The sequence below is a fragment of the Asaia sp. BMEF1 genome (genome assembly GCF_051628905.1).
Taxonomy (GTDB): domain Bacteria; phylum Pseudomonadota; class Alphaproteobacteria; order Acetobacterales; family Acetobacteraceae; genus Asaia.
This window is the reverse complement of record NZ_CP157575.1, coordinates 2,259,061-2,271,773: the sequence shown is the minus strand read 5'-3', so window position 1 is coordinate 2,271,773 and position 12,713 is coordinate 2,259,061. Positions and strand designations below refer to the sequence as shown.

Here is a 12,713-nt window from a genome sequence, read left to right as displayed (position 1 = left end):
GAGCAGCGACAGACGCAAACGCACGTGAACGCGGAATTTATCGGATAATTGTCCGGGAAATGCTGGGGCGAATGACGGGACTCGAACCCGCGACCACCGGTACCACAAACCGGCGCTCTACCAACTGAGCTACATCCGCCACACAGCGATGCCCGATGTAGAGAAATGCAGAGCGGGCGTCTAGCCCCTTTGTCGAAAATCTTTCGTCAGGCGAGACCTGCTTCAGTTTGAATGCCTAGTACCGCGCCCTGTAGACAGATATCAGGAGTAAAAACAGACAAACAGGAGGTCATGACGCGCTTTCCTCTACCCGCCCCCTTGCGATCCTGAGCGGCTGTTTCTACCTTTGCGACGCCATTGCCGCGTCGGGCCGGAATACGACGAAAAAATCTGATCGTTTTCATCCCGAAGGAGTCGTCTCTTGAATCTCTCGACCTATCGCGCGCAGTGGGCCTTCAGCCCGCTGCGCGAGGTGCTGGCTGGCATGGTGGGCACTTTTGCGCTCATTCCCGAAGTTATCGCCTTTTCCTACATCGCAGGCGTTTCTCCTGCCGTGTCGCTCTACGCCTCTTTCGTTATCAGCGTGGCCATTGCCATTACAGGCGGCAGACCGGGCATGATCTCTGGAGCCGCCGGGTCGGTCGCGCTCGTTGCCGCCGCCCTCGTGCACCATCACGGCATCCAGTACATGTTTCTGGCAACACTTGTCGCCGGAGCGATGCAGATCGTTTTCGGCTTGTTGCGCCTGCATGTACTGATGCGGTTCGTCTCGAAAGAGGTGCAGACCGGCTTCGTCAACGCGCTGGCTATCATGATCTTCTCGGCGCAAGTACCGCAGATGCTTCATGTGACCTGGCATACATACGCCCTGATCGCCTTGGGACTCGCCATCATCTATCTGCTGCCGCGCCTGACGACAGCCATCCCTTCACCACTGATCTGCATCGTCGTTCTGACACTGATCACGATCTGGCATCCGATGCCCGTTCACACGGTGGCCGATCTCGGCGCCTTGCCCAATGGCCTTCCCTCGCTCATTTTCCCGCATGTACCGTTCACGCTTGAAACCTTCGAAATCGTCATGCCCTATGCTCTGGCCATGGCTTCTGTCGGATTGCTCGAATCCCTGATGACCGCGGGCGTGGTGGACGACCACACCGACACGCATAGCGAGCCGCGCATGGAATGTACGGGTCTGGGCATTTCGAACATTGCCGTGGGTCTGTTCGGCGGCATCGCAGGCTGCGGTATGATCGGTCAGACAGTCGGCAATCTGCGTTATGGTGGGCGCGGACGCCTCTCAACCTTCACGGCGGGCGCGTTCCTACTGGCGCTGATGGTACTCCTGCATGATTATGTCGCCAAAGTGCCCATGGCCGCTCTTGTTGCGATCATGATCATGGTCTCGGTCAGCACCTTTGCCTGGAGCTCGCTGCGTGACGTGATGCGCCACCCCAAATTGTCGAGCCTTGTCATGGTTGTGACCGTGATCGTGACCGTCACCACCCATGACCTGGCGGCTGGCGTGGCTGTTGGTGTTCTGCTGAGCGGCGTTTTCTTCGCCTGGCGGGCAATGGGCATGCTTCGCGTCGAGACTCGCAAGGCAGACGATACGGATATCTATATCGTCCACGGTCAGGTCTTTTTCGCCTCAGCCGACATGCTCTATGACGCTGTCAATTTTCAGACCCAAGCAAAAGCCGTCGAAATCGACGTGGCCAATGCGACATTCTGGGACATTACTTCGGTCGATATTCTCGAAAAGACCGTTGGCAAGTTGCGGGGACGATCCATTGAGGTGCGCGTGGCAGGGCTGCACAGCCGCCGCCATGGCCTGATTGCAGAGCAATCGGACGAGCCACTGCTGTCGATGTAAGGCTGATCGAAGCGCCCCTTTGCGTTCTTCCCCTAGCAAAGGGGCGCACAGCCGACTGTCTCACCTATGGCCGACATTACTGTCCGGAAAACCGGGCATAAAGTCGCTCCGCATCATTGTCAGAGAAGTTCTCCGGGATATTGCGCTGCCTTGCGTCCCAAACTCGCAACACAAGGTAGCAATTTTCTTGTTTTGTCGCATCCATTCTCAAGTTATTAGGAGCCAACAAATAAAAAACGAGGTGTAGAACTATGATCTTGTATGAAGGCGACGAGATCGTACTGCACCATCATAAGGGAAGCAGCCCTTACACCGTCATTACTTTCACTGGCCTCAATTTCGAAAACGCCGCCAAAGACTTTTTTATGCTCAAAAATGTCGCGCGCATAAAAGACATCGACGTCATCGGGTTTGCGACAAAGAAACCGAACTGGTTTCTCAGCGATGACATGCAAGCCGCCATCAAGGTCATGAACGCAACGATCGGATTTGGACGGGATCGACTCGTTTTCGGTCAGTCCATGGGAGGCTATGCCGCAATCAAGTTCTCGAAGAAGCTTTCCGCCGATTACGTCATGGCGCTTTCACCGAAGATTTCGATTCATCCAGATGAGTGCGATATCGACGAAACTTATCATCAGTATCTGACGGATAAGATGACAGGAATGTCCGTCAAGATGGGGGATGTCAGGGGTAAAATCTTTGTTCTGTCAGATCCCTATGACAAAACGGACAGCTACCACACAAAAATGCTCTGCGACATCAGCCCCGATATCATTCACGTACCAACATTTCACGCTGGCCACGTCGTTTACGAAAGTATGGCCGGATCGAAATCGATTTCCTCCATCATCGATGCTTTAGCCAGCGGACAGTCTGCACGGGTACAGCGCGAAGTATGCGTGCAGCGCCGAAGAAATCCGGCCAATCTGAGAAACAGGCTTCTTCGCGCCAAGCCTCGCCACATGAAACTGGTCGCGCGCGCGCTCGCCTCGGATCAGATTGATTCGATGAAAAACCGGATCTTTATTTTTTCCCATGTCGGCTTTGTTCTGGATATCATCTATTCCGTGGCACTGAGCGGCGAACCGGAGCTCGCTGGACGAATCAAGCGAAAGCTGATCACGAATCTGGCCATATCTGGGCCGGAAGATATCCAGACAGAGGCCCTGACGGCCAATAATATTACTGGCCCACTCTGCCTCGACTGCCACCAGCGGATCGTGTGTTACGATATCAGAAATAAGTGTCTCGCTGTGGAGCCCCTTACCAGCCACGGCCCGACGATGATCCCTATCTATCCCGACCAACTGGGTCACGAGAGCGACCAGAAGGCCTGTGTGACCTTACTCGGTGAGGAGTACTGGCTGGTTCAGCAGGACGGAAAGATAGGGCTGTCTGCTGACAAGGAAACACGAGAAAAAACCGTATTTTTTCTGAATAAGGGCGCTTATTATCTTATCAGCAACGGGTCTGAACTCGCCACTTCGCTCCATGGTGGCTCGATCGTTTTCTCGACGGCAATCGAGAATGCTTGGGAGCGATATATCGTCCTTTGACGAAGAAGAACGGCGCCTCAACCGGTCCGTTCCCAGATACTACAATGCTCAAATTATAATATCCGTTATTCCCTGAGAGGCGCATCCCGGGGATTGTCCGCTGAACGGGCATCGCGAAGACAATAACCGCTCAGCAGGACCAATATTCGACCCGGCGGGTCAGAGCGCCATAATTCCGGTTACGGTTTCGGCCAACCCGTTGCGGGACGATCAAAGTGGGAAAGCAGATCCTGATCGGGGATATTGGTCAGATCCTTGCTCTCGCTCTTGATCAGCTTCTTGCTCGTCGCCTTGGAGAGATGCTCGCGGATATCATGCAACACGTGGGGCGCAGCAGCGAGAACGAGACCTTCAAGTGCCCCATTGCTATTGAAAGCCGATTCGATTTCATCGGCAATCAGCCGGGCGAAGCGCTCTTTTACCTGAGCTTTGGGGTCTGAGCGGGGTTCCTTGATGGAGGCGACGTCACCTGCCGCATCGGTTGTCTTGTCATGGGCGCCAAAACGCTGGATCGTACGCATCTGCTGGCCATCATACCGCAGAAAGCGGGCTTTCTCGCCATCGCACACTGCATAAAGCACTGGATCCTGAACGGCCATAAAACCTCTCCTATGTTCCTCAATAAAGAACGTCGAAGAGTAAAAGCAGTTTGCAATTACACAGATACTTGAAAACTTGTCACAAAGCCAATGCCAGCGCACTATGAACCAGATGCCAGCTCGCTTTGTCGGGTGCATAAAGCAGGCCACGCCCGGGAATGGCAGCATGATAGGTCGCGCCATTGAGTCGCGCGCCATATCCCCCGGCCTCATGCAGAAGCAGCCAGCCTGGACAATGATCCCAGAGACAGGTGCGGCTATAGGCCAGAACATGCCCATGGCCCGCAGCAGTCAGACGATATTCGTGCGCTGCGCAGCGCAGGTCCCAGAGCCCAGTCATAGCCCGCAGATTATGATCGGCAAGCGCCGTGTCGCCCAGAGGCAGGGTACGCCACGCAATCTTGCCCGTGATTTCCTCAACGTGGCGGAAAGGTGCCGCCACTTGCAGGGGCGTGATATGCCCTGCCTTGTCTTCGGACCATGCCCCCTCGTTTTTCAGGGCAAGAGACGCCGATTGCGTGACCGGATCGAGAATGACGCTAGCCACCGGCACGCCTCTCTCCAGAACCGCCACCATAACCCCGAAAACTGGCAGACCGGCTGCATAATTTGCGGTCCCATCTATGGGGTCGATGGTGACCGACAGATCGGCCTTGGCAGCCTGTTCGACCAAGGCCGGATGCGAGCAGCACCGCTCTTCGCCGATCAGCAGCGCTTCTGGCAGCAGGAGCTTCAGGCGGTCGGCGATATAATCTTCGGCCAGAACATCGGCTACCGTCACCAGATCGGATGGCGAGGACTTGGTTTTGATGTCCCCTTCAGCCAGCTGCCCGAAGCGCGGCATGATGATGCGGGACGCTGCCTCACGGGCAATCAGGGAAAGGTCTTCGAGAAGAGCACGGGTCACGACCGATGGCCGCGCCGTCATCATGATATCCTCAGCCTTCACCCTGTCTGCCCTCCCCATGAGAGGCTTTCATCCCGATCGCCCCTCGCTGTGGCAGTATCGGGACGATTTCAGGCAGATACAAGGCAATCCGGGTAAAGCTGGCCAAAGCGTGACTGGTCCTGCTCGAAAAGACGAACATCGAGCATGATCTCGGTTTCCTGGTCCAGCCGCTCAAGCACCTCGCCATGCTCGTATAGCCAGGCGAGCGCTGCGCCATTGGTGATCTCAAGACGGATGCGGGTCAGGACCATCGAAGCGGTCATATGCTGATCGAGCTTCGAGTAGAGATTGGGCAGCCCTTCGCCTGTGATCGCCGAAATGGCAACACAGCCCGGATGGCGAGGCACAGCTTCGATCCCGCCCATGAGATCCGCCTTGTTCAGCACCTCGATCGTGCGCTGGGGCCAGTTCTCATCCAGCATGCCGTCGCGCACCATGCCATCCAGCACGTTGATCACATCTGCACGCTGGGCGGCGCTGTCAGGGTGAGCCACATCGCGCACATGGAGAATGATATCGGCCTCGGCCACTTCTTCGAGCGTGGCACGAAAGGCAGCGACGAGTTCTGTCGGCAATTCGCTGATGAACCCCACCGTATCCGACAGGATGACGCGTCGGCCCGAAGGCAGGCGAAGCCCGCGCATGGTCGGATCCAGCGTGGCGAAGAGCTGATCCTGCGCATGAACGGCCGAGCCGGTCAGCGCATTGAACAGCGTCGATTTCCCGGCATTGGTATAGCCCACGAGGGCGACCACGGGGAAAGGCACCTTCTTGCGCGCCGAACGATGCAAGCCGCGTGTGCGGCGCACCTGATCGAGGTCCTTGCGCAGGCGCACCAGACGCTCGTCGATCATGCGGCGGTCGGCTTCGATCTGGGTTTCACCCGGACCGCCGAGAAAGCCGAAACCGCCGCGCTGGCGCTCAAGATGGGTCCAGAGCCGAACAAGACGCGACCGCTGATATTCGAGATGGGCAAGTTCGACCTGCAACACGCCTTCACGCGTTGCGGCACGGGCACCGAAGATATCAAGAATGAGCCCCGTACGGTCGAGAACCTTGCAGTTCATCGCCTTTTCGAGATTGCGCTGCTGGCCCGGCGAGAGCTTGGCATCGACAATCACGACCTTGACGTCGTTTTCTTCCACGAGTTCGGCGAGCTGCTCGACCTGGCCTTTGCCGAACAGCGTTGCCGGGCGTACGGCCCTGATGGCAAGCACCGCCTGTCTGACCACCACAAGACCGATCGAAGAGGCGAGCCCGACAGCTTCTTCAAGACGGGCTTCCGCGGCGCGGAACTCGTCATTCGGTGTCGGGCGTTCCCAGGGGAGAATAACCGCGGCGCGTGTTGCGGGAGGCGTCGTACTGGTGGTCACGGACACGTTCGGGGAAAACTCCTGCCCTTACAACTCGATCTCGCCATCCTGCGCAAACAGCGCAAGGGGGGCGACAGGCATGATCGTGCTCACAGCGTGCTTATAAACAAGCTGGGTATGACCATCGCGACGCAGGATAATCGTCTCATGATCGAAGCGCGGAATCACGCCCTGGAGCTTCACGCCATTGACCAGGAATACGGTCACAGGCAGGCCTTGCTCCTGCAGGTGCTGCAGAAAGAGATCCTGAACGGTTTCAACCGTGGTGAACTCCGTATAGGGAGCGGCGGTCGAGGCGGGGGTTGGGTTTGCTCTGGCCAATGTTGCTCTTCTTCTTTTACGGAATGTGGAGGCCCCCTCGTGAGGGGCCAGAGACAGGCGCATCTAACGCCCCTCTGGCTTTGTAGCCCTATCTTAACTTCATTGAAATCTAGTTTCCAGACCTACAGGGTCCTATCTTCAGGGGTCACGCCCAGCTGCTTCAGCTTGCGATGAAGGGCGCTGCGTTCCATCCCCACAAAATTGGCCGTGCGGCTGATATTGCCACCGAAACGCAGAAGCTGCACCTGCAGATATTGGGTTTCGAAAAGATCGCGTGCCTCGCGTAGCGGCAACGCCATTACATCGGCCCCCGCATCGAGCCGGGTCATCGATGGTGCCCCCTGGCTGACGGTGCTCGGCAACATGTCCGCACGGATCAGATCCTGACCGTTCGGCATCATGATCAGCAGACGCTCCATCAGATTGCGAAGCTCTCTGATATTGCCCGGCCATTCATAGGATTGCAGCGCCGCCAGGGCATCCACTGACAATTCGCGCGGCGCCAGACCGGCATTCTCTGCGTAGCGTTGCAGAAAATGCTGCGCCAGGGCCGGAATATCCTCGCGTCGCTCGCGCAGCGAGGGCAGACGCAGCGGCACCACCGCCAAGCGATAATAAAGGTCTTCGCGAAAGCGCCCAAGGGTGATCTCGCCCTGAAGGTCGCGATTGGTGGTGGCAATCACACGCACATCCACCTTGACCCGCGCCGCGCCGCCCAGACGCTCGAACGTCTGGTCCTGAAGTGCCCTGACAATCTTGCCCTGCGTTTCAAGCGGCATATCGGCCACTTCGTCGAGAAGCAGTGTGCCTTTATGGGCGCGCTCCAGCACACCGGTGCGACGCATCGTACCGTCGGCCTGCCCCTCGATACCGAAAAGCTCTTCCTCGAAGCGATTAGGTGCCAACGTCGCGCAGTTGAGGGCAATGAACGGCCCCGAACCGCGCCGTGAACGCGAATGAAGCATCCGCGCCGCAATTTCCTTGCCCGAACCAGCCGGGCCAGTGATCAGCACGCGCGAATTGGTGGGGGCCACACGATCGATCTGACCCCGAACGGCGCTGATGCCGGGGCCTTCACCGAAAAGCATGGTCTCGTTGCCCGAGCGCAAACGCAGCTCGGCATTCTCACGCTCGAGACGCGCGGCCTGAAGCGCGCGCTGCGCCACCAGAATCAGACGATCGGTCTGAAACGGCTTTTCGATAAAATCATACGCGCCATGTTGCAGGCTCGAAACGGCGGTCTCGATCGTGCCATGGCCTGAAATCATGACGACAGGCAGACCCGGCTCTTCAGCCTTTATCGTCTTGAGCAGATCAATCCCGTCCAGACGCGAACCCTGAAGCCAGATATCGAGGATAACCAGCGACGGGCGCCGTGCCCGGAACGCCGCCAGAGCCTGATCCGAATTCGCCGCAACGCGCGTTTCATACCCTTCATCGCGAAGGAGTCCCTCGATGAGAAGCCGGATATCCGGCTCGTCATCGACGATCAGGATTTCATGCTCCATGCGCATCCCTCATCAGACGTTCATTGCTCCTTGCCCGCTTCACTGGTTTCGAGGCTCTGATCACGCAACGGCAGAGTGAGCGTCGAGACGGTGCCCCGCCCGTCCGGTCGGTCCTCCAGTCTGATGCCACCTGCGTGATCCTCCATGATCTTCTTGACGATCGCGAGCCCGAGTCCCGTCCCTTTCGGTTTGTGCGTGATATACGGTTCCGTCAAGCGGTGGCGGTCAACTGAAGGCAAACCAATGCCATCATCCATAACCTGCACGGCGGCTTCCGCCCCGTTGACGATCAGCGAGACCCTGATACGCCCCATCGTCCTGCCGGGTTCACTCATTCCCCCCTCTGACTCGACCTCATGGTCAGGCACCACCATGGCAATGGCGTCGGCAGCGTTCTGCAACAAATTGGTGAGAGCCTGCCCGACAAGGCGCCTGTCGCACCGTACTATCGGCCCCTGAGGCGGCAGAGATGCCGTATCGTAAAGGATTTCGGGATGGGCATTGCGCTGCAGCACCAGCGCCTCGCGCACCAGCCGCACCAGATCCTCATCCTTCAGCACGGGCTGCGGCATGCGGGCGAAAGACGAGAATTCGTCAACCATGCGACCGATATCGCCCACATGGCGCACGATCGTATCGACGCACTGCCCGAACGTCTCGGGGTCGGAACTGATCTCACGCATGAAGCGGCGCTTAAGCCGCTCGGCCGAAAGCTGGATAGGGGTGAGCGGATTCTTGATTTCATGGGCGATACGTCGTGCCACATCGGCCCAGGCCGCCTTGCGCTGAGCTGCCAGCAAGGCGGTGATGTCATCGAACGTCACCACATAGCCGGTCGATTCGTCGCTACGCTGCTCGCCCACCGCGCGAACCAGCAGCGTGCGCCCGGCACTGCCGACACTCGGCCCGTCGCCCAGGGTTGCACTTTTTTCAGGCGCATCGATCTGGATCTCCGCCGTATGCGCCTGACCCGGCTCGGCGCGCGCACGATCAAGCATCCCGACGAATTCGGGCACCATATCGCTCAGGGGTTGACCGATGCACAGATCGAGATCGCGCTGCAACAGACGGGACGCCGCGCGGTTGGGCAATTCGATCAACTGTGTCGCATCGAGGCCGATCACCCCCGCCGACACCCCCGAAAGAACGGTCTCGGTAAAGCGACGGCGCTCGTCGATCTGCTCATACGCCACCATCAACTCGGTACGCTGGGTCGACAGCTGGTCCGTCATCCGGTTGAACGCGCGCGAAAGCGTGCCGACCTCGTCGTCCTTTCGCCCGTCACGGCCACGCGCTTCAGGCACACGCACCGTCAGATCGCCTTCACTGATGCGCCGTGCGGCCAGAATAAGCAGACCCAGAGGCTGGGTAATCTGCTTGGCCAGAACGAGCCCCGTCAGCATGCCGATGCTCAGCACCAGAAGGCCAAGCATGGCAAAGATCAGCACGAAACTGATCTGGATGGCCGAGCGATGGGCGTTCAGACGCTGATATTCCGACACCACCGCATCGGTATGACGCATATGCTCCAGAATCTTGGCGTCGACGGGCCTTGTGATGACGAGCATCAGCCCCGAGCTTGGCCCGAGACTCACCACAGCGCGCACGGTTCTCTCATCGGGACTATCGAGAATGGCCACGTCATTGGTGCGCGCCAGCGTCGTCGCGTCCTTGGGAGGCAGCGCAAGCTGCTGGCCCTGCAAAGCCGCGAGCCCGCCCGAGGCGACGACCTTGTTGGTGTAGGAATCGAACACCACGGCCTCATTCAGGCCGCGCTCGGTCGCCTCGACATCGAGCATCATCCCGAGCTGGCTGGGGTCGCGCATCAGGTCGACGCCGTGGCGATACATCTCGTCGTTATTGGCCGTGATGATGATATTCGCCAGGGCGAAGGCCTCTGTGCGAATATTGTCATTATGTTCCTGAAGATAGCCGGCAGCGACATCGCGCGCCTCGGTGAGCGCCGTATTGACCCGGTTCGAGAACCATATCTGGATGCCGAAATGGAAGAACAGCGCCGCCAGACCACCGATCACCACGGTCGGCGCCACCGCCACCACACCGAAAAGCGTGATCAGCCGCACATGGAGCCGCGCCCCTGCCAGCCCGCGGCGACGCTCGGCCAGCATACGCCCTACTCTGATGATGACCGCCGTACCCAGCAGAAGCAGCACGATGAAATCGAGCAGGAACACCACCGCTTCGATCTGCGGGCGATAGGCGAAGGAAAGCCCGCGCGCCAGAACGACGAAGGTCGTCACCAGCAGGACGAGCGCCGCACAGGCCAACACCATGGCTGTTTTCAGACGGCTTACATGGCGAATGAGATAGCCCATCGCCAGAAAACCGCCATCCGGCACGGGATCGGCTTCTTCAGCCATACGCCGGTCATCGTTGGGGCGGTGTGGGGCGTCATTGCCTGTCATGATCGAGAGCGGCCCACTTCAATGCCAAGAAGCTGCAAACGTTTGCGCAGCGTGTTCCGGTTGATCCCGAGCAGGGCGGCGGCCCTGATCTGGTTGCCGTCGGTCGCCTTCAGCACGAGGCGGAACAGCGGACGCTCGACTTCTGCAAGAACGCGCGCATGGAGCGTGCCCTGCGTATCGGTTTCGAGATCGAGCATGGAAGGCAGATAGCGTGCCATCAACCCCTGAAAAGACGCAGCATCGGGCGTTGTATCGACGCGATGCAGATCAGCCAGGCGCGAAGCGGTGAGCAGAGCCCCTTGAACGCTTTGAGACGCATGATGCAGCAATTGCCGCATCTGCCTGAAGTTGCCTGGCCAGTCCTGATGGGCCAGCCAGGGCAGGCAATCCTCATGCAGGGCGAGTTGGCTGCCGCTTTGCCCCATCCATACCGCGCACACCGCCGAAAGATCGTCATGCCTGTCGCGCGCCGGGGGAACCGACAGATTCCGCGAGGCCAGAACCGCACCCAATGCCTCGCTCATGCGACGATCCTGAACCAGACGCGCTGGCGTCCAGGAACTCGTACAGATGACGGCAGGGCGCTCCGTGCCGTCTCTGCCGTGCAGCATCTGCATCATAGCCGCCTGGAGACCGGGCTCCGCCAGACCGATTTCATTGATGAAAAGACAGCCGGTCGTCGCATCCGCCAGGGCCTCCTCAAAGGAAAGCCGGTCGATGACAGGAACGAACCGGCCATTCCTGCCCGATTGGGTCCAGAGATAACGCGCCGCACGCGTTCTGCCGCTGCCGGACTCGCCTGTCAGGACATGAAGACCGAAAGCCGCCAGGCTCGCATCCAACCCGTCACGCAACTGTCTGACGGAGTCGGACTGCCCATCAAAGCCGAGACTGGCCGGGGCACTGCCCTGACCGGGCGGCGCGCCCCTCACAAACTCACGCGCTTGCTGAGATGACCCTCATCAGAACGCATTCAGGCCGCGTCTTCGATCGCGTCGCAACGCTGATGGGTGCTCTCGCGATCGCGTACGACCCCAGCGGCGATCTGCTGATCGTAAAACGCCGTAAGATGATCGATCACGTCCTGCGCCTGATCCATCTTGTTGATACTGGCGCGAAACGCCGCCGAACCCGGCAGGCCGTGCGAATACCAAGAGACGTGCTTGCGCGCGAGCCTCAGGCCCGGCCGCTCGCCGAAATGAGCGAGCATCATACCGTAATGACGCAGCACGATGTCTTTTTCAGCCGCGAGATCGGGATCCGGCATATCCTCACCCGAACGGAGCGATTGCGCCACCTGCGCCAGAAACCACGGTCTACCGTAGCAACCCCGTCCGATCATCACCCCATCGGCGCCCGAGGCGGCCAGCGCGTCGCGTGCATTCTGGATGGAAACAATATCGCCATTGACGATGACCGGCAGCTTGACGCTTTCCTTCACCGTTCTGACGAAATCCCAATCTGCCGTGCCGTTATAGAACATCTGCCGCGTGCGCCCATGCACCGTCACCAGACGTATCCCCACATCCTCGGCAATGTGGGCAAGTCGAGGCGCGTTGAGCGACTGGTGATCCCAGCCCATACGCATCTTGAGCGTGACCGGTACCGACACCGCCTTGACCGTGGCCTCGAGCAGCGCCGCTGCCTTCACCTCGTCGCGCATCAACGCCGAACCCGCCGATTGCCCGACCGCCACCTTCTTTACCGGGCAGCCGAAATTGATATCGATGAGATCGGCGCCCTGATCGACTGCGATTTTCGCCGCCTGCGCCATGGCTTCAGGATCGCATCCGGCAAGCTGCACCGAATTCGGCCCGTTTTCGGCACTGCGCGCCATGCGCAGCGTGTTTTCGTTCTCACGCACCATCGCCCATGAAGCGATCATCTCCGACACGACGAGCCCCGCCCCCAGATCGCGCGCGAGCTGACGAAACGGCAGATCGGTCACACCCGACATCGGCGCCAGAATGACTGGCGTCTCGATAATGACGCCACCCCCGAGATCGATAGGGCGTAGCTCAAGGGCGCGGCGCGACCCAGCCACGTCAGGTGAAGAAGAATTGCTCATGATTCCTCAAGGATACCGACGCATCCTGCCCGAA

The 12,713-nt window shown here is 59.1% G+C and carries 10 protein-coding genes and 1 tRNA gene; 2 read left to right on the top strand and 9 right to left on the bottom strand.

Annotation, left to right across the window (positions count from 1 at the left end; translation table 11 throughout):
* Positions 1-63 precede the first annotated feature (63 nt).
* Positions 64-139: transfer RNA gene (locus tag ABHV46_RS10005), tRNA-His, on the bottom strand.
* Positions 140-421: 282 nt separating this feature from the next.
* Here ABHV46_RS10005 and ABHV46_RS10000 point away from each other — a divergent pair.
* A complete protein-coding gene (locus ABHV46_RS10000) occupies positions 422-1,876 on the top strand; it encodes a SulP family inorganic anion transporter (RefSeq protein ID WP_438381327.1) in 1,455 nt (484 codons plus the stop codon).
* Positions 1,877-2,127: 251 nt separating this feature from the next.
* A complete protein-coding gene (locus tag ABHV46_RS09995) occupies positions 2,128-3,435 on the top strand; it encodes a hypothetical protein (protein WP_438381326.1) in 1,308 nt (435 codons plus the stop codon).
* Between the two features lie 179 nt (positions 3,436-3,614).
* Here ABHV46_RS09995 and ABHV46_RS09990 read toward each other — a convergent pair whose 3' ends face one another.
* The 8 genes from ABHV46_RS09990 to dusB form a co-directional block, all read right to left on the bottom strand.
* Positions 3,615-4,034 carry a host attachment protein gene (locus tag ABHV46_RS09990; protein WP_438381325.1) on the bottom strand — a complete coding sequence of 140 codons (420 nt, stop codon included), beginning with the start codon at positions 4,032-4,034 and terminating at the stop codon, positions 3,615-3,617.
* A gap of 79 nt (positions 4,035-4,113) precedes the next feature.
* The gene (locus tag ABHV46_RS09985) at positions 4,114-4,983 is read right to left on the bottom strand and encodes an inositol monophosphatase family protein (RefSeq protein ID WP_438381324.1); all 870 of its coding nucleotides are present in this window, start codon (positions 4,981-4,983) and stop codon (positions 4,114-4,116) included.
* A 68-nt stretch (positions 4,984-5,051) separates the two neighbouring features.
* On the bottom strand, positions 5,052-6,356 hold the full coding sequence (hflX, locus tag ABHV46_RS09980; RefSeq protein WP_438384356.1) for a GTPase HflX: 1,305 nt from the start codon (positions 6,354-6,356) through the stop codon (positions 5,052-5,054).
* A 27-nt stretch (positions 6,357-6,383) separates the two neighbouring features.
* Positions 6,384-6,593, bottom strand: coding sequence for an RNA chaperone Hfq (gene hfq / locus ABHV46_RS09975; protein ID WP_438384355.1), 210 nt, complete (start codon positions 6,591-6,593; stop codon positions 6,384-6,386).
* Between the two features lie 206 nt (positions 6,594-6,799).
* The gene (ntrX, locus tag ABHV46_RS09970; protein WP_336945844.1) at positions 6,800-8,185 is read right to left on the bottom strand and encodes a nitrogen assimilation response regulator NtrX; all 1,386 of its coding nucleotides are present in this window, start codon (positions 8,183-8,185) and stop codon (positions 6,800-6,802) included.
* Between the two features lie 20 nt (positions 8,186-8,205).
* Positions 8,206-10,521: an ATP-binding protein gene (locus ABHV46_RS09965; RefSeq protein WP_438384353.1), complete on the bottom strand. Its 2,316-nt coding sequence runs from the start codon at positions 10,519-10,521 to the stop codon at positions 8,206-8,208.
* Between the two features lie 86 nt (positions 10,522-10,607).
* Complete coding sequence (locus ABHV46_RS09960; RefSeq protein ID WP_438381323.1) at positions 10,608-11,543, bottom strand: helix-turn-helix domain-containing protein; 936 nt, start codon at positions 11,541-11,543, stop codon at positions 10,608-10,610.
* 41 nt (positions 11,544-11,584) lie between these two features.
* Entirely contained in the window at positions 11,585-12,679 is a 1,095-nt protein-coding gene (dusB, locus tag ABHV46_RS09955) for a tRNA dihydrouridine synthase DusB (RefSeq protein WP_438381322.1), read from the bottom strand.
* Positions 12,680-12,713 lie beyond the last annotated feature (34 nt).